This is a genomic window from Streptomyces sp. NPDC040545 (genome assembly GCF_055595065.1).
Genome location: NZ_JBVIWA010000025.1, coordinates 37,676 through 54,946, shown reverse-complemented (window position 1 = coordinate 54,946; position 17,271 = coordinate 37,676). Strand labels below are relative to the sequence as shown.

General features: G+C 73.6%; 14 protein-coding genes. 10 read left to right on the top strand and 4 right to left on the bottom strand.

Annotated elements, in window-relative coordinates:
* Positions 1 to 120: 120 nt before the first annotated feature.
* Positions 121 to 1,341, bottom strand: a complete 1,221-nt coding sequence (locus ACZ573_RS33450) for an acetyl-CoA C-acetyltransferase (RefSeq protein WP_471311720.1) — start codon at positions 1,339 to 1,341, stop codon at positions 121 to 123.
* A gap of 133 nt (positions 1,342 to 1,474) precedes the next feature.
* Positions 1,475 to 2,473, bottom strand: coding sequence for an SGNH/GDSL hydrolase family protein (locus ACZ573_RS33445; protein WP_471311718.1), 999 nt, complete (start codon positions 2,471 to 2,473; stop codon positions 1,475 to 1,477).
* 128 nt (positions 2,474 to 2,601) lie between these two features.
* On the opposite strand from ACZ573_RS33445, the gene ACZ573_RS33440 reads away from it, so the two are divergent.
* Positions 2,602 to 3,984 (top strand): cystathionine beta-synthase, encoded by a 1,383-nt coding sequence (locus ACZ573_RS33440; protein WP_030016498.1) that lies wholly within the window; start codon positions 2,602 to 2,604, stop codon positions 3,982 to 3,984.
* Between the two features lie 509 nt (positions 3,985 to 4,493).
* Here the strand turns inward: ACZ573_RS33440 and ACZ573_RS33435 are convergent.
* Positions 4,494 to 4,877, bottom strand: a complete 384-nt coding sequence (locus ACZ573_RS33435) for a hypothetical protein (protein WP_471311715.1) — start codon at positions 4,875 to 4,877, stop codon at positions 4,494 to 4,496.
* Positions 4,878 to 5,017: 140 nt separating this feature from the next.
* Between ACZ573_RS33435 and ACZ573_RS33430 the strand changes: the two genes are divergently transcribed.
* A complete protein-coding gene (locus ACZ573_RS33430) occupies positions 5,018 to 5,860 on the top strand; it encodes a MurR/RpiR family transcriptional regulator (protein WP_471311712.1) in 843 nt (280 codons plus the stop codon).
* Between the two features lie 119 nt (positions 5,861 to 5,979).
* On the opposite strand, the gene ACZ573_RS33425 is transcribed toward ACZ573_RS33430, so the two are convergent.
* Complete coding sequence (locus ACZ573_RS33425) at positions 5,980 to 7,350, bottom strand: type III PLP-dependent enzyme domain-containing protein (protein ID WP_471311709.1); 1,371 nt, start codon at positions 7,348 to 7,350, stop codon at positions 5,980 to 5,982.
* A 104-nt stretch (positions 7,351 to 7,454) separates the two neighbouring features.
* Between ACZ573_RS33425 and hutU the strand changes: the two genes are divergently transcribed.
* The 8 genes from hutU to ACZ573_RS33385 all read left to right on the top strand — a co-directional run bounded on the left by hutU (position 7,455) and on the right by ACZ573_RS33385 (position 17,260).
* Positions 7,455 to 9,119, top strand: a complete 1,665-nt coding sequence (gene hutU, locus ACZ573_RS33420; protein ID WP_471311706.1) for a urocanate hydratase — start codon at positions 7,455 to 7,457, stop codon at positions 9,117 to 9,119.
* 11 nt (positions 9,120 to 9,130) lie between these two features.
* Entirely contained in the window at positions 9,131 to 10,321 is a 1,191-nt protein-coding gene (locus tag ACZ573_RS33415) for an allantoate amidohydrolase (RefSeq protein ID WP_471311822.1), read from the top strand.
* Positions 10,312 to 11,652, top strand: a complete 1,341-nt coding sequence (locus ACZ573_RS33410) for a formimidoylglutamate deiminase (protein WP_471311703.1) — start codon at positions 10,312 to 10,314, stop codon at positions 11,650 to 11,652. Before ACZ573_RS33415 ends, ACZ573_RS33410 begins: the two co-directional genes overlap by 10 nt.
* A 192-nt stretch (positions 11,653 to 11,844) precedes the next feature.
* On the top strand, positions 11,845 to 13,023 hold the full coding sequence (hutI, locus tag ACZ573_RS33405; RefSeq protein WP_471311700.1) for an imidazolonepropionase: 1,179 nt from the start codon (positions 11,845 to 11,847) through the stop codon (positions 13,021 to 13,023).
* Between the two features lie 113 nt (positions 13,024 to 13,136).
* A complete protein-coding gene (locus ACZ573_RS33400) occupies positions 13,137 to 13,817 on the top strand; it encodes an LPXTG cell wall anchor domain-containing protein (RefSeq protein WP_471311697.1) in 681 nt (226 codons plus the stop codon).
* Between the two features lie 16 nt (positions 13,818 to 13,833).
* On the top strand, positions 13,834 to 14,847 hold the full coding sequence (locus ACZ573_RS33395; RefSeq protein ID WP_471311695.1) for a hypothetical protein: 1,014 nt from the start codon (positions 13,834 to 13,836) through the stop codon (positions 14,845 to 14,847).
* Complete coding sequence (locus ACZ573_RS33390; RefSeq protein WP_471311692.1) at positions 14,844 to 15,965, top strand: hypothetical protein; 1,122 nt, start codon at positions 14,844 to 14,846, stop codon at positions 15,963 to 15,965. The genes ACZ573_RS33395 and ACZ573_RS33390 overlap by 4 nt, the downstream gene beginning before the upstream one ends.
* A 14-nt stretch (positions 15,966 to 15,979) precedes the next feature.
* A complete protein-coding gene (locus ACZ573_RS33385) occupies positions 15,980 to 17,260 on the top strand; it encodes a hypothetical protein (protein WP_471311689.1) in 1,281 nt (426 codons plus the stop codon).
* The last annotated feature ends 11 nt before the right edge of the window (positions 17,261 to 17,271 follow it).

The following is a 17,271-nucleotide window of genomic DNA, read 5'->3' as shown; positions in this document are numbered from 1 at the left end:
AGACGCTCGATCTCCCGGTCGCGCTGATCTTCGCCACCGCTGCGGGCAGGTGCCGCCCCTCGCCACGCGGCGGAGCCGCACGTCGACACGGTCGGGGCAGCCCCTACCCTCCGCTACGGCTCAGCTCAGCCGCTCGATCACCATGGCCATGCCCTGGCCGCCGCCCACACACATGGTCTCGAGACCGAACTGCTTGTCGTGGAACTGCAGGCTGTTGATCAGAGTGCCGGTGATGCGCGCACCGGTCATCCCGAAGGGGTGACCGACGGCGATGGCTCCGCCGTTGACGTTCAGCTTCTCCAGCGGGATCTCCAGGTCCCGGTACGACGGGATGACCTGCGCCGCGAAGGCCTCGTTGATCTCGAAGAGGTCGATGTCGCCGACCGTGAGGCCGGCCCGCTTCAGGGCCTGCTTCGACGCCTCGACCGGGCCCAGGCCCATGATCTCGGGGGAGAGGCCGGTGACACCGGTGGAGACGATCCGGGCCAGCGGGGTCAGGCCCAGCTCGCGGGCCTTGGTGTCGCTCATGATGACCAGCGCCGCGGCGCCGTCGTTCAGCGGGCAGCAGTTGGCGGCCGTGACCAGGCCGTCGGGGCGGAAGACGGGCTTGAGGCCCTGCACGCCCTCCAGGGTCACGCCGGCGCGCGGGCCGTCGTCCCCGGAGACGACCGTGCCGTCCGGGGTGGTGACCGGCGTGATCTCACGGGCCCAGAAGCCGTTCTTGACGGCCTCTTCCGCGAGGTTCTGCGAGCGGACGCCGAACTCGTCCATGTCCTGGCGGGTCACGCCCTTGATGCGGGCCAGGTTCTCGGCGGTCTGGCCCATCGCGATGTACGCGTCCGGGACCAGGCCGTCCTCGCGCGGGTCGTGCCAGCCGGAGCCGGTCGACTCGGCGACGGCCGCCGTACGGGCCTCGGCCTCGGCGAAGAGCGGGTTGTGGGTGTCGGGCCAGGAGTCCGAGTTGCCCTTGGCGAACCGCGACACCATCTCGACGCCGGCCGAGATGAAGACGTCGCCCTCGCCCGCCTTGATGGCGTGCAGGGCCATGCGGGAGGTCTGCAGCGAGGAGGAGCAGTAGCGGGTGATGGTGGTGCCGGGCAGGAAGTCCATGCCCATCTGCACGGCCACGATGCGGGCCAGGTTGTTGCCCTGCTCGCCGCCCGGCAGGCCGCAGCCCAGCATCAGGTCGTCGATCTCGCGCGGGTCCAGGCCGGGGACCTTGGCCAGGGCCGCCTGGATGATCGTCGCGGTCAGGTCGTCCGGCCGCACGTCCTTGAGGGACCCCTTGAAGGCGCGCCCGATGGGGGAGCGGGCGGTGGAAACGATGACGGCTTCGGGCATCGGGACTCCAAGGGTGTGTTGCGGCTCTGAGCGGGACCGCAAGCGAAGTTACCGCCCCGTACGGTCCAGGTCACCGGCCGGGGCGTGTGACACGGGCCGCACTCGGCCCGCGGGGCGCCGTCCGCAGGGGCTCTCAGGGCACCACGGGCTCGGCCGGGTCCGTGGCAGGCACCCGCCGCCGGCGGCGGTGCTTGAGCAGCACCCAGGGGCCGCGGGCGGCCGTGACCTCCGTGCCCGCCTGGCCCGCCGCGGCCGACGCGGCCTTCGCCACCGGCAGCATGTCCTCGTCCCGGGACACGTCCAGCCGGTCCGACTCCGGCCACAGGCCCAGTGTCGCGCACAGGGTCGGCAGCACGGCCATGGCGGCGGTCGCGTACCCCTCGGCCGACGGGTGGTAGGAGTCCGGGCCGAACATCTCGCGCGGGTTCGCGGCGAACTCCGGGCCCAGCAGGTCCCCCATGGAGACCGTACGGGCACCCAGCGCGACCACTCCTATGGTCTGCGCGGCGGCCAGCTGGCGCGAGACCCGGCGCGCCAGCCAGCGCAGCGGCTGGTAGACCGGCTCGATCGTGCCCAGGTCCGGGCAGGTGCCCACGACGACCTCCGAGCCGGCCAGGCGCAGCCTGCGCACGGCCGCGGTGAGCAGCCGCACCGACTGGGTCGGCGGCATCCGGCGGGTCACGTCGTTCGCGCCGATCATGATCACGCACACGTCCGGGGTCGGCCGGTCCCCGTCCAGCAGCAGGCCCACCTGCCGGTCCAGGTCGTCCGACATGGCCCCCGAAAGAGCCACGTTGCGCAGCTCCACCGGCCGCTCGGCGACCGCCGCCAGCCCGGAGGCCATCAGGGCCGCCGGGGTCTGCCGGGCCCGCCGTACGCCCAGTCCCGCGGCCGTGGAATCACCCAGCATGCCCAGGCGCAGCGGACCCGGGCTCTGCTCCGGCCCGCCGAATTCGCTCCCGTACAGCCCGTCGGCCCGCGGTGGCTCCGGCAGCCCGGATCCCACAGCTCGCCTGGCGAACTGCATCTCGGCCACCACCAGCCCGACCGCGGCGGCCCCGACCAGTCCGAGTCCGCCTCCGCCGTACGCTGCCCCCGCCGCGATCCGGCGGGCTGTTCTCGCCCTGGACATCCTTCAGGCCACCTCCTCGGTCCTCATTGACCCCTACCTGCCCCGTACGGACGGTCGGCCAATCCCTTTCCGCATACTCTGGCCGGACCTCCCGGAGAACCCGTGGAGTCCCCTCCTTGGAGAACATGGTGCAATTCCACGACTCGATGATCAGCCTCGTCGGCAACACCCCGCTGGTGAAGCTCAACCGTGTGACCGAAGGCCTGCAGGCCACCGTCCTTGCGAAGGTCGAGTACTTCAATCCCGGTGGATCCGTGAAGGACCGGATCGCCGTACGGATGATCGAGGCCGCCGAGCAGAGCGGAGCCCTCAAGCCCGGCGGCACCATCGTGGAGCCGACCAGCGGCAACACGGGTGTAGGACTCGCCATCGTGGCCCAGCAGAAGGGCTACAAGTGCATCTTCGTCTGCCCTGACAAGGTGTCGATGGACAAGATCAACGTGATGCGCGCGTACGGCGCCGAGGTCGTGGTCTGCCCGACCGCCGTCGACCCCGAGCACCCGGACTCGTACTACAACGTGTCCGACCGCCTCGCGCGCGAGCCCGGCGCTTGGAAGCCCGACCAGTACAGCAACCCGAACAACCCCCGTTCGCACTACGAGACCACCGGCCCCGAGCTGTGGGACCAGACGGACGGGAAGATCACCCACTTCGTTGCGGGCGTGGGCACGGGCGGCACGATCTCCGGTACCGGCAACTACCTCAAGGAGGTCAGCGGCGGGAAGGTCAAGGTCATCGGCGCCGACCCCGAGGGCTCGGTCTACTCCGGCGGCTCGGGCCGTCCGTACCTCGTCGAGGGCGTCGGTGAGGACTTCTGGCCGACCGCCTACGACCCGAACGTCACCGACGAGATCATCGCGGTGTCCGACAAGGACTCCTTCCAGATGACCCGCCGCCTCGCCAAGGAGGAGGGCCTCCTCGTCGGCGGCTCCTGCGGCATGGCGGTCGTCGCCGCGCTGAAGGCGGCCGAGGGCCTGGGCCCGGACGACGTGGTCGTCGTCCTGCTGCCGGACAGCGGCCGCGGCTACCTCAGCAAGATCTTCAGCGACGAGTGGATGGCGGGACACGGCTTCCTGGAGGAGGCCGGCCCCGCCGCGCGCATCGGCGACGTGCTGAACGACAAGGAGGGCGGTATCCCCTCCCTCGTCCACATGCACCCCGAGGAGACCGTCGGCGAGGCCATCGAGGTCCTGCGCGAGTACGGCGTCTCGCAGATGCCGATCGTCAAGCCCGGCGCCGGTCACCCGGACGTGATGGCCGCCGAGGTCATCGGCTCCGTGGTCGAGAAGGAGCTCCTGGCGGCGCTGTTCGCCCAGCGGGCCTCCCTGACCGACCCGCTGGAGAAGCACATGAGCTCCCCGCTGCCGCAGGTCGGCTCCGGCGAGCCGGTGTCCGAGCTGATGGCGGTGCTCGGCGAGGCGGACGCGGCGATCGTGCTGGTCGAGGGCAAGCCCACCGGTGTGGTGAGCCGTCAGGACCTGCTGGCCTTCCTGGCCAAGTCCGCGAAGTAGCCTGCGGCCCGCCCGGGGGACGGGGCGCGGGCCCACGGCCCGCCTCCCGCCCCGGGCACCCGGCTCGTGGCACGGCCTTCGCGCAATCGGTACGGGCATGACACGTGACGGCAGCACCCGCTTAACACGGCTCCGGCACAGTGGTGGTTGTCGGCAGGGGACACCGGGAGACCGGAACCCGGCCGGCACCACGGAACGGCGTGTGCGTACCTCCGGAGCGGCTCCCGGACCGCGCGTACGCCACGGACGCGGACGGCCCTGACCCGGCCGTGTCCTTCGCGGGGACCGCCGTCGTCCCGCCCCTCGGGCGACCGAGGGTGCGGCGGTCCCCGCGCAATCCCTTTTCCGGGCTCGGTTCGCCTCCGGGGCGCCTTGTGCGGCTCGTGACGGCGTACGTGCTCGAAAACCGCTCGTGCCTCACGGTTTCCTCCGCGCGTTCGCCCTCACTCCCCGGCGCGCCCCTTCGGCTCACTCGCCCGTGCGGCGGGGCGGTGGCTGCGGGCCCGGGGTCAGCCCCGGGGATCCTGCGTACCGCGCCGGAGGCGACGGGCGTGGATGAAGTTCACGCCCACGATCCCCGCCCAGGCGACGATCAGCCCCGGCAGCCGCGCCTGCGCGACGGCGATCGCCGACAGCGGGATCGCCAGGACCAGGGTGACGATCGCGAAGCCGAAGCGTTCGCCGAAGTTCCCGTCCCCCGGGGCGGCGGAAGGGGCCCGGCCGTCACCGCGGGCCGCGGACAGGCGCTCCTCCGCGAGCCGGCGCCGGACCTGTGTGTCGACCTTCTCGACGAACGAGTCCACGAGCGCGGCCTCGTACTCCGGACCCAGCTCGCGCCGGGCGTCCATCGTCGCGTCGAATTCCTTCTTCAGCTCTTGGGCATGCGCGTCCATGCCCCCACCGTAGGAACCCCGGCGGGCCCCGGCACTGGGGTTAGCCCCCCTATCCGGATCGCGGGCACGGCTTGCCCCGCTGCATAACCGCATGCAGAGTGCTCCGTGACTGAATATTTCACCGGGACGGAGGGGACGGGATGAGTGACAGCCCGGCCGCGCGGCTGCAGAAGCTGTTCGAGGGGCACCGGCTGACGCCGACCCAGCGGCGGATCGCGCACTGCATGGTGCGCGGGGCGGCGGAGGTGCCCTTCCTGTCGAGCGTCGAGCTCGCCGAACTGGCCGGGGTGAGCCAGCCCTCGGTGACCCGGTTCGCCGTGGCGCTGGGCTTCGACGGATATCCGGCGCTCCGCCGCCACCTGCGCGAGGTGGCCCCCGCCGAGCGGCCCGAGGCCGCGCACGAGGACTCGTACAACGAGTACCAGCAGGCCGTCCTGGGCGAGATCGAGAACCTGCGGCAGCTGGCGGCGATGCTCGCCGATCCCGCGCCCGTCCAGGAGGCGGGGCGGCTGCTCGCGGCCTCGACCCCGCTGCTGGTGCTCGGGCTGCGGGCGGCTTCCTCCCAGGCGCGCGGGTTCGCGTACTTCGCGTCGAAGGTCCACCCGGACGTACGGCTCCTCGACGAGGGCGGCTCGATGATGGAGGACCGCATCGACGCGGCGCGCTACGAGGGGGCCTCGGCGCTGCTCTGCTTCGCGCTGCCCCGCCACCCGCGGGAGGTCGTGGACACGCTGGAACGCTCCCGGCGGGCCGGCCTCACCGTGGTCACGGTCGCCGACTCGGCCTTCGCCCCCGTGGCCCGCCACTCGGACCTGCTGATTCCGGCGCAGGTCGGCACCGGGCTGGCCTTCGACACGGCGTGTGCGCCGATGCTGCTGGGCCGGGTGCTGCTGGAGTCGATGGCGGACGCCCTCCCGGACGCACAGGCCCGCCTGGAGGCCTTCGACGCGCGGGCCGCGGCGCGCGGCCTCTTCGTGGAATAGCCGGCGCGGCCGAAGGAGCCGGGGCTCCGCCCCAGGTGTTGGGCCGGGCCGGGCGAATTCAGCCTCGCCGGCGATTGAGGCGCGGGTCTCGGCGGAGCCCAGGAGGCCCCGCGCAGCGGCTACAGCAGGGCGTCGCCGTGGGCGGCGCCCGCCTCGGCCACGATCTCGGCGAGGCGCTGCGCCGGCCTGGCAAGGCGGAAGCGGACCTGGCCCTCCGGGCCCACCGTGAAGCCGTGCACCGCCGGGCGGGGCAGGCTGTTGTAGCCGTAGTGGGCCGTGAAGAAGTACGCGCCGGTGTCCGGTACGCCGATCAGGTCGCCGGGGGCGAGCCGGGGCAGCTCGCGGGCGGCCGCGAGCAGGTCCCCGGCGAAGCAGGCCGGGCCCGCGATGTCCTGGGCCACCGGGTCGCCGGTCTTCGGGGCGCCCTTGGCGTCGTAGGGCAGGATCCGCACCGGCCAGGCCGCCGGGGCGTACGCGGTGCGGGTCGCCACCTGGACCCCGGCGTGGGTGAGCGCGATCGGCCGGGACCCGCTGGTCTTGGTGTACTCGACCCGCGCCAGGACCAAGCCGTGCTTGGCCAGCAGGGACCGGCCGAACTCCGTGACCAGGCCGTACGAGCCGTCGAACAGGGCGGGGACCGCCTCGCGCAGGGCGGCCACGTACTCCGCGTGGGTGGGCGTCTCCTCGTCCGAGGCGAAGTTCACCGGCAGGCCGCCGCCGATGTCGAGGGTGTCGACCTGGCGCCGCCCGGCCGCCTCGTTGATCTCCTCGGCGAGGGCGTGGAGGTCCCGTACGCCTTCCGCGATCAGGGTCAGGGGAACGCCCTGCGAGCCCGAGTGGATGTGCAGCCGGGTGAGCCACGGCCGGTCCAGGTAGGCCCGTACGAGCCAGGCGCGGGCGCCGGGGTCGCGCAGGGCGATGCCGAACTTCGAGGTCGCGGTGGCCGTGGACAGGGCGTCGATGGCCCCGGCGCCGGTCTGCGGGTTGATCCGCAGGCCGATCGGGGCCGTCGTGGGCGTGGCCGCCCGGCCGACGAGCGCGTCGAGGCGTTCCAGCTCCTGGGGGTTGTCGGCGTTGACGGCGATGCCCAGGGCCAGGGCCTCGCGCAGCTCGGCCGCCGTCTTGGCGGGGGAGTCCAGGACGGTCCGGCCGGCGGGGACGCCCGCCGCCCGGGCCAGCGCCAGCTCCCCGGGGCTGGCCACCTCGCAGCCGAGCCCGGCGTCGGCGAGCAGCCGCAGGACCGGGACGAGCGGGGCGGCCTTGACGGCGAAGGCGTGCAGGACGGGCGTGCCGGGCGCGAGGGCGGCCGCGAAGGCGCCGGTCAGGGCGGCGGCGGAGGCCCGGATCCCGGCGACGTCCAGCAGGCAGGCCAGGGGCTCCGCGCCGTCGCCCCCGCCCACGAGGCCCTGCTCGACGGCGGCCCGTACGGCCAGGTCCCGGCGCTCGGCGGCGCTCTTGGCGCCGCCCCCGCCCTCCGCGTGTACAGCCATGCCGGCCATCCCATCATCCGACAGGGCCGACCGCAGCTGTTGACTGAATCTATTCAGGGCGCGAGGATGTGAATAGATTGACCAACATCGGAGGAGGCACCGCCATGTCAGGACCCCGCCCCGTACGTGCCGCGCGAGGCACCGACCTCAGCACCCTGGGATGGCAGCAGGAGGCCGCCCTGCGGATGCTGCAGAACAACCTCGACCCCGAGGTTGCCGAGCACCCCGACAAGCTCGTCGTCTACGGCGGCACCGGCAAGGCCGCCCGCGACTGGCGCTCGTACGACGCGATGGTCCGCACCCTGCAGACCCTCAAGCAGGACGAGACGATGCTCGTCCAGTCCGGCCGCCCGGTCGGCGTGATGCAGACCCACGAGTGGGCGCCGCGCGTCCTGCTCGCCAACTCCAACCTCGTCGGCGACTGGGCCAACTGGGAGGAGTTCCGCCGCCTGGAGCACCTGGGCCTGACCATGTACGGCCAGATGACCGCCGGGTCCTGGATCTACATCGGCACCCAGGGCATCCTCCAGGGCACCTACGAGACCTTCGCCGCCGTCGCCGCCAAGAAGTTCGGCGGCACCCTGGCCGGCACCATCACCCTGACCGCCGGCCTCGGCGGCATGGGCGGCGCCCAGCCGCTGGCCGTGACGATGAACGACGGCGTCGCGATCTGTATCGACGTCGACCCGCGCGCCATCGACCGCCGCATCGAGCACCGCTACCTGGACGTCAAGGCCGACAACCTGCGCCACGCCCTCCAGCTGGCCGTCGAGGCCCGCGACGCCCGCAAGCCCCTCTCCATCGGCCTCCTCGGCAACGCCGCCGAGCTGCTCCCGCAGATGCTGGCCGAGGGCGCGCCCATCGACATCGTGACCGACCAGACCTCGGCCCACGACCCGCTCGCGTACCTGCCCGTCGGTGTCGACTTCGACGACATGGCCGACTACGCCGCCAAGGACCCGGCCGGCTTCACCACCCGCGCCCGCGAGTCCATGGCCAAGCACGTCGAGGCCATGGTCGGCTTCATGGACGCCGGCGCCGAGGTCTTCGACTACGGCAACTCCATCCGCGGCGAGGCCCAGCTGGCCGGCTACGACCGCGCCTTCGCCTTCCCCGGCTTCGTCCCCGCCTACATCCGCCCGCTCTTCTGCGAGGGCAAGGGCCCCTTCCGCTGGGCCGCCCTGTCCGGCGAGGCCTCGGACATCCACAAGACCGACAAGGCCATGCTGGAGCTCTTCCCGGAGAACGAGTCCCTGCACCGCTGGATCAAGATGGCCGGCGAGCGCGTCCACTTCCAGGGCCTGCCCGCGCGCATCTGCTGGCTCGGCTACGGCGAGCGCGACAAGGCCGGCGAGCGCTTCAACGAGATGGTCGCCGACGGCACCCTCGCCGCGCCGCTGGTCATCGGCCGCGACCACCTCGACTGCGGCTCGGTGGCCTCCCCGTACCGCGAGACCGAGGCCATGCTCGACGGCTCCGACGCGATCGCCGACTGGCCGCTGCTCAACGCCATGGTCAACGTGGCCTCCGGCGCCTCCTGGGTCTCCATCCACCACGGCGGCGGTGTCGGCATGGGCCGCTCCATCCACGCGGGCCAGGTCACGGTCGCCGACGGCACCCCGCTCGCCGGCGAGAAGATCCGCCGCGTCCTCACCAACGACCCGGGCATGGGCGTCATCCGTCACGTCGACGCCGGCTACGACATCGCCGAGTCGGTCGCCGACGAGCGCGGCGTGCGCGTCCCCATGCGTGAGGGCGACGACGCGTGACCTTCCACGACATGTGGGCCGAGCTCGCGCCCGTCGGCCGCGACGCCGGCACCGGCGGATACCGCCGGTACGCCTGGAGCGGGGCCGACGCCGACTGCCGGACCTGGTTCCAGGAGCAGGCCGAGGCGCGCGGGCTGACGTACGAGACCGACCGCAACGGCAACCAGTGGGCCTGGCTCGGCGACCCCCTCGCGGGGGACGCCGTGGTCACCGGCTCGCACCTGGACTCCGTCCCCGACGGCGGGGCCTTCGACGGCCCCCTCGGGGTGGTGTCCTCCTTCGCGGCCCTGGACGAGCTCCGCAGCAGGGGCGCGGAGTTCTCCAGGCCGCTCGCCATCACCAACTTCGGCGACGAGGAGGGCGCCCGCTTCGGGCTGGCCTGCGTCGGCTCCCGGCTCGCGGCCGGGCAGCTGACCAAGGAGAAGGCGTACGAGCTGCGGGACGCCGAGGGCATCTCCCTGCCCCAGGCCATGGAGGCCGCCGGATACGACCCCGAGGCCATCGGGGCCGACCCCGAACGCCTCGGCCGCATCGGCGCCTTCGTCGAGCTGCACGTGGAACAGGGCCGCGCCCTGGACCTGTCCGGGGACCGGGTCGGCATCGCCTCCGCGATCTGGCCGCACGGCCGCTGGCGGTTCGACTTCCGCGGCGAGGCCAACCACGCCGGCACCACCCGGCTGGTCGACCGCCGCGACCCGATGCTCACCTACGCGGCGACCGTGCTCGCGGCCCGTACGGAGGCGGCCCTCGCCGGCGCCGTCGCCACCTTCGGGAAGATCTCGGTCGAGCCGAACGGGGTCAACGCCATCCCCTCGCTCGTGCGCGGCTGGCTCGACTCCCGGGCCGCCGACCAGGCCACCCTCGACACGGTCGTCACGGGCATCGAGAAGGCCGCGCGCGAGCGCGCCGACCAGGACGGCATCGACCTCGGCATCGTCCGGGAGTCCTTCACCCCGGTCGTCGAGTTCGAGCACGCCCTGCGCGACGAGATGAACCGGATCCTGGGCGGTTCGGTCCCCGTCCTCGGGACCGGGGCGGGACACGACGCCGGAATCCTCTCCGCAGCCGTCCCGACCGCCATGCTGTTCGTGCGGAACCCGACCGGCGTCTCCCACTCCCCGCGGGAGTTCGCCGCCGAGGACGACTGCGTGGCCGGTGTCCTCGCCCTCGCCGACGTACTGGAAGGCCTGGCATGTCGTTGACGACGTACTGGCTGGAGCACGCCTGGCTCGGCACCCATGTCGAGCCGGGCGTCGCCCTGGAGGTGGACGCCGACGGGCGGATCGCCGCTCTGCGCACCGGGGTCGAGACCCCGCCGCCCGGCGCCGAGGTGCTGCGCGGCCTCACCCTCCCCGGGCTGGCCAACGCGCACAGCCACGCCTTCCACCGGGCCCTGCGCGGGACGGTCCAGGTCGGCTCCGGCACCTTCTGGACCTGGCGCGACCTGATGTACAAGGTCGCCCAGAACCTCACCCCCGACAGCTACTTCGCGCTCGCCCGCGCCGTCTACGCCGAGATGGCGCTGGCCGGCATCACCAACGTCGGCGAGTTCCACTACGTCCACCACGCGCCCGGCGGCGCCGCGTACGCCGACCCGAACGCGATGGGCGAGGCCCTGATCGAGGCCGCCGCCGCGGCCGGCATCCGGATCACGCTCCTGGACACCGCGTACCTGTCCTCGGGCTTCGGCGAGGCCCCCAACAGCCACCAGCTGCGCTTCTCCGACGGCACCGCCGAGGCCTGGGCCGAGCGCGCGAGTGCCCTCAAACCCCGTGAGCACGCCCTGATCGGCGCCGCGATCCACTCGGTCCGCGCGGTCCCCGCAGCCGAACTGGCCACCGTGGCCGGCTGGGCCGAGGAGCGCCGGGCGCCCCTGCACGTCCACCTCTCGGAGCAGACCGCGGAGAACGACGCCTGCCAGGCCGCCCACGGACGCACGCCGACCCAGCTGCTGGCCGACCACGGCGTGCTCGGCCCGCGCACCACCGGCGTCCACAACACGCACCTCACCGACACGGACATCGCCCTCCTCGGCGGGACCACCACCGGCACCTGCATGTGCCCCACCACCGAACGCGACCTCGCGGACGGCATCGGCCCGGCGACCCGCCTCCAGCACGCGGGCAGCCCGCTGTCCCTGGGCAGCGACAGCCACGCCGTGATCGACCTGCTCGAAGAGGCCCGCGCGATGGAGCTCGACGAGCGCCTGCGCAGCCGGACCCGGGGCCACTGGACGGCGAACGCCCTCCTCGCCGCCGCCACCGAGGACGGCCACGCCGCCCTCGGGCGCCCCGACGCGGGCCGCCTGGAGCCGGGCGCGCTCGCGGACTTCACCACGATCGCGCTGGACTCGGTCCGCACGGCGGGCCCGCCGGCGCGGCTGGGTGCCGAGACGGCGGTGTTCGCCGCCACCGCCTCGGACGTCCGCCACACGGTGGTCGGCGGCCGCCACGTGGTCCGCGACGGCCACCACACCCTGGTCGGGGACGTCCCGACGGCCCTGTCCGAGTCCATCGCAGCCCTGCGCGCCTGACCGCGGCGCCTGCGGCGGGCCTGTCCCCCACCCCGCCCCTTCCCGAAACCGGGCTCTGCCCGGACCCGGTCCTCAAACGCCGGACGGGCTGAAATCAGCCCCGCCGGCGTTTGTGGCGCGGGGTCTGGGGCGGAGCCCCAGGAAACGGCGAAAGGGCGGGGTGGGGGAACGAACCCTCTGAGAGGAACCCCCATGACCACCACCGCCATCACCAACATCGGCAGCCTCGTCACCAACGACCCGTCCGTCGGAGACGGCTCGCCCCTCGGCCTCCTCCAGGACGCGACGGTCGTCATCGAGGCCGACAAGATCGCCTGGGTCGGCCCCGCCGCCAACGCGCCGGCCGCGGACGAGAGCTTCGACGCGCAGGGCGGGGCCGTCATCCCCGGCTTCGTCGACTCCCACTCCCACCTCGTCTTCGCCGGCGACCGCACCCAGGAGTTCAACGCCCGGATGTCCGGCCGCGCCTACTCCGCCGGCGGCATCCGCACCACCGTCGCCGCCACCCGCGCCGCCACCGACGCGGAGCTGGAGGCGGGCCTGGTGCGCCACCTCGACGAGGCCCGCCGCCAGGGCACCACCACCTTCGAGACCAAGTCCGGCTACGGCCTCACCGTCGCCGACGAGGCCCGCGCCCTGCGCATCGCCGCCGCGCACACCGAGGAGGTCACCTACCTCGGCGCGCACATCGTCTCCCCCGACTACGCCGAGGACCCGGCCGCCTACGTCGACCTCGTCACCGGCGAGATGCTGGCGGCCTGCGCCCCGTACGCCCGCTGGGTGGACGTCTTCTGCGAGAAGGGCGCCTTCGACGGCGACCAGGCCCGCGCGATCCTCACCGCCGGGGCCGCCGCCGGGCTGATCCCCCGCGTGCACGCCAACCAGCTCTCCTACGGGCCCGGCGTCCAGCTCGCCGTCGAGCTCGAAGCCGCCTCCGCCGACCACTGCACCCACCTCACCGACGCCGACGTGGACGCCCTCGTACAGGCCGCCGGCACCACCGTCGCCACCCTGCTGCCCGGCGCCGAGTTCTCCACGCGCGCCCAGTGGCCCGACGCCCGGCGCCTGATCGACGCGGGCGCCACCGTCGCCCTGTCCACGGACTGCAACCCCGGCTCCTCCTACACGAGTTCGATGCCGTTCTGCATCGCGCTCGCCGTCCGTGACATGCGGATGACCCCCGACGAGGCCCTCTGGTCGGCCACCGCCGGCGGTGCCCGCGCCCTGCGCCGCGACGACATCGGCCTCGTGGCCCCGGGGGCCCGCGCCGACCTGGCCCTGCTGGACGCCCCGAGCCATGTCCACCTCGCCTACCGGCCGGGCGTACCGCTCGTTTCCGGGGTCTGGCAGCGGGGCCGCCGCGTGCACTGACGAACGGTCAATCCCGGGTTGTCCTTTGTCTTCCCTCCGTAAGCCCCCGGGCTTACCTTGAGCCACCGATCTGATGTGTCGTCAGTTTTCTGTGGCCCGAGGGGAAGACGAAGGTGTCCGACCGCAAACGCTCCACCGCGCTCGCGCTGGCCTCCGCGCTGGCCGGATCGGCGGTGCTGTTCACCGCCCCCGCGGCCCATGCCGCCGTCGTCGACGTCGCCTACGACTGCAAGACCCCGATCGGGGACAAGTCGGCGGTGTCGCCCATCGACATCAAGGCCGTCAAGGAGGGCGACGGGTACAAGCTGACGATGTCCTTCCAGAAGGGCGTCTCGTCCAGCCCCATCGAACTCGGCAAGGGTGCGATGAACCCCAGCGCCGTCATCCTCGTCGACGGCGCCGAGAAGGTGTCCGTACCGGTCTCGGGTCCGCCCAACCCCGAGGCCGTGCCCCCGGACACACCCATCAAGATCACCGACCTCTCGGGCACGTACACGCCCAAGAAGAGCGGCAAGGTCACCTTCACCGCCGGGGTGCTCACCATCATGGCGATGAGCACCACGACGACCTGCACCCCCGGCAACAGCCCGAAGCCCTCGCTGGAGCTGGACGTCACGGCGCCCGGCGGCGGCGGGAACACGCAGTCCGGCGCCGACACCACCGGCGACACCCTCCCGCAGACCGGGCCCGCCGATTCCGCCCTGGCCCTCGGCACCCTCGGCGGCACCGTGCTGCTCTCCGGCGCCGTCGGCGTGCTCTGGCTGACCCGGCGCGGCCGGCGGGCCGGGTCCTGAACGGAGCACCCCGGTCATGCCCGTGCTCCCCGCCCTGAGGCGCGCCGCCGCCGTCCTCCTGCTCGCCGCCGCCACGCTGTACACGGCCCCCGCGCGCCCCGCGGCCGCCGAGGAGCCGGGCTGGACCGCCGAGCCCGCCGCCGGAGCGGCGGCCACCGCCCGCCCGTACTTCTACCTGGCCGGTGCCCCCGGCACCGTGCTGGAGGACCGCCTCGCCCTGGCCAACACCACCGACCAGGAGCGCACCATCACGCTGCGCGGCGCCGACGCCTACAACACGGCCGACGGCGCCTTCGCGGTCCGCCCGGCGGCACCCGGCACCGGGGCCACCGGGGCCACCGGGGCCGGTTCCTGGATCAGCTTCGGGGCCGCCACCACCGTGACGGTCCCGCCCCGCACCCGCGCCGTGGTCCCCTTCACCCTCACCGTGCCGCCCGCGTCCCCGCCCGGCGACCACCCCGCCGCCGTGATCGCCGCCGAGGGCGGCCACGAGGTCGGCGTACGGGTCCACCTGCGGGTCGGCGGCCCCACCCTGGCCGCCCTCACGGTCGAGGACGTCGCCGTACGGGGCCGGGGCCCGGCCACCGTCATCGCCTACACCCTCGTCAACCGCGGCAACGTGGCCCTCGCCCCCGAGCTCCGGATCCGCGCCGAGGCCCTCGTCGGCGAGGTGTCCGACCCGACCCGCGGCCGCACCCTGCCCGTGGAACTGCTGCCCGGCCAGCGGGTGGAGCTCACCGAGCCCTGGCCCGGCGCCCCGGCCTTCGACCGGGTCCGCGTCACCCTCACCGTGACCGCCCCCGGCGGGGCCCGCGCGGTGGCCACCGGCTCGCGCTGGCTCGTCCCCTGGGGTCTGGCCGGCTGGACCGGGGCCGGCCTGCTGGGCCTCGGCGCGGCCACCGCCGCCGCGCTGTACCTCGTACGCGGCCGACGGCCCGTACCGGGACCGGGCCCGGCGCCGGACGCGCCGTCCGCGGCCGGACCGACGACCCCTGCACCGCACCACGAACTGACGGGAGCCGCCAGGTGAGAAGAGTCGGAGCCCTGCTGGCCGCGGGGCTGGCGGTGTGCGCCCTCGCCCTGTTCCCCACGGGCCCGGCCGCCGCCGAGGGCAAGCCGGCCGTGGCGCTCTCGCTCCAGGAGGCCGCCAAGGGCACCGGAATCACCGTCACCGGTACCGGCTGGCCGGCGAAGACGCTGGTGATGCTGCTGGTCTGCGGCCAGAACATGATCGGCGGCACCAACAGCTGTGCCAACGCCGACGGCGCCGCCGTCTCGGTCGCCGCCGACGGGAGCTTCACGGCCCGGCTGCCCGTGGTGGCACCGCCCAAGCCCTGCCCCTGCATCGTCAACGTCACCTCCGTCAACGGTGACCAGTCCACCGTCGCGACCCCCCTGAAGATCACCGGCCACCCGGTCGCCGAGCTGCCCGCCGAATCCGGCACGGCCCGCCTCGCGATGCTCACCGGGGTCCGGCTGGAGGGCGAGGACGGGGTGCTGACCTGGTTCGGCGCCCCGCCCTCCCGGAAGTTCAAGGTCACCGTCGGCAATCTCGGCCCGGTCCCGGTCAAGGACCCGGTCTTCCAGCTCGGCACCGCGCACGGGGTGTTCGCCCCGCTGTGGGAGGAAGCCCGCTGGAAGGGCACCATCCCGCCCGGCGGCAAGGCGGAGATCGCGCTCGACGCGGGGCTCGCCGCCGGCGCCCACGGCGACTACACGATCTCCCTCAAGTACGGAGAGACCGTGCTGGCCGCGCAGCCCTGGGGCGTGGACCGCCCGTACGGGGTGCTGCTCTTCCGGGGCCTGCTCCTGCTGGTGATCCCGGCCGCGGTCTTCCGTACCGGCATGGCGGTCGTCGACCGGGTCCGGCCGCGCGCCGCGCCCGCCGCCGGCCGCCACCGCGGTACGGGTCCCCTCGATACGACCGCTGCCGCGGCCGCGGCGGCGGCCTCCGCCGTGACGGCCCGGCTGCCGCGGATCGGGGCCCTGCGGCCCCCTGAGCCGGCCCCGGGACCCGACCGCCCGGAGCAGTCCCCCCAGACCACCACGGCGGTCCTGCCGTGGTTCACCCCGGACAGCGCGCCGGGCCCAGCACCACAGGCGTCCGCACCGTCTGAGAACCGTTCGACGACGAAGGGACATTCGTGAAAACCCAACGGAGGGTGAGCGCGGCCGTGATCGCGCTGCTGCTCGGCGGCGCCGGTATCGCCATCGGAGCCACTCCCGCCCAGGCCGCGGAGACCAAGTTCGACGTCAAGTGCGTCCCCCCGGCCGGGGGCGGCAGTCCGGTGGAGGGGGAGACCACCGCCAAGGTCACCGCACCCGCCTCGGCGAAGGTCGGCGACGAGGTCGACGTGTCCTGGGAGACGGTGAAGCCGGCCTCGAACAACACGGACCTGATGGACATCCCGCAGGACGCGGTCCAGCCCACCGGCTGGATCACCGTGGGCGGTGGTGGCGGTGAGCTGAAGGTCGTCGGGGAGAAGAAGAACCCGCCGATCCCGAAGAAGGCGCCCATGGTGATGTCCGTGATGAAGGGCAAGCTGAAGCTCACCAAGGCCGGGAAGATCACGCTGACCCCCGGCAAGTACGACGTGGCCGTCACCTTCTCCTTCGGCACGTTCGTCACCAAGTGCGCCCCGACCGGCAGCGTGGGCGTCGGGGCCACCATCGACGTGGCGGCCGGCTCCAGCGGCGGTACGACGACAGGCGGTACGACGACCGGTGGCACCACCACGGGCGGCTCCTCCACGACCACGGGCGGCTCGGCGACCACCTCGGGCGGCTCCACCTCCGGCGGCGGGGGCGGCCAGACCGACTTCCCGGGCAAGGCGGTCGAGGTGGCCTTCGACTGCGGGCCGGTCGTCCCGGGGGGCATCAAGACCCCGGTCACGATCAACGCGAAGAAGAACGGCGGCAGCTACGACCTGACGGTCAAGACCGCCAAGGGTGCGATGGCGGCGCCCATGGCCCTGCCCGCGGGGGCGCTCAAGCCCTCGATGGACGTGAAGCTCGGCGGGGCGGACAGCGGGACGGTCAAGGTCTCCGGCCCGGCCAACGCGGAGCCGATCCCGGACAAGGCCCCGGTCAGCCTCAGCGACATGACCGGCACCTACAAGCCCGGGAAGAGCGGCAAGGTGACGCTCAGCCCGGACCAGCTGACGATCGACGTCACGATGGCCCCCGGCGCCACCCCGATCAACGTCCCCTGCAAGGCGACGAGCAGCGGGGTCTCGCTGGAACTGGACACCACCGCCCAGCCGGGCGGCTCCGGCTCCTCGACCAGCACCACCGGCAGCACCACCTCGGGCGGCCTCGCCGAGACCGGCGCGGAGGACGAGGGCGGCATCAAGGCCCTGGCCCTGGTCGCCGGCACGGTGATCCTGCTCGGCGGCGCGGTGTTCACCTTCACCCCGTGGCGCCGCCTGCGCGGCACCCGCTGACACGCGAAGCG

Bases quoted from the DNA above. Each gene is read 5' to 3' on its own strand.
- hutU (WP_471311706.1), top strand. From the start codon at position 7,455: ATGTCAGGACCCCGCCCCGTACGTGCCGCGCGAGGCACCGACCTCAGC.
- ACZ573_RS33395 (WP_471311695.1), top strand. From the start codon at position 13,834: ATGCCCGTGCTCCCCGCCCTGAGGCGCGCCGCCGCCGTCCTCCTGCTC.
- ACZ573_RS33450 (WP_471311720.1), bottom strand. From the start codon at position 1,341: ATGCCCGAAGCCGTCATCGTTTCCACCGCCCGCTCCCCCATCGGGCGC.
- ACZ573_RS33410 (WP_471311703.1), top strand. From the start codon at position 10,312: ATGTCGTTGACGACGTACTGGCTGGAGCACGCCTGGCTCGGCACCCAT.
- ACZ573_RS33435 (WP_471311715.1), bottom strand. From the start codon at position 4,877: ATGGACGCGCATGCCCAAGAGCTGAAGAAGGAATTCGACGCGACGATG.
- ACZ573_RS33415 (WP_471311822.1), top strand. From the start codon at position 9,131: ATGTGGGCCGAGCTCGCGCCCGTCGGCCGCGACGCCGGCACCGGCGGA.
- ACZ573_RS33425 (WP_471311709.1), bottom strand. From the start codon at position 7,350: ATGGCTGTACACGCGGAGGGCGGGGGCGGCGCCAAGAGCGCCGCCGAG.
- hutI (WP_471311700.1), top strand. From the start codon at position 11,845: ATGACCACCACCGCCATCACCAACATCGGCAGCCTCGTCACCAACGAC.
- ACZ573_RS33430 (WP_471311712.1), top strand. From the start codon at position 5,018: ATGAGTGACAGCCCGGCCGCGCGGCTGCAGAAGCTGTTCGAGGGGCAC.
- ACZ573_RS33445 (WP_471311718.1), bottom strand. From the start codon at position 2,473: ATGTCCAGGGCGAGAACAGCCCGCCGGATCGCGGCGGGGGCAGCGTAC.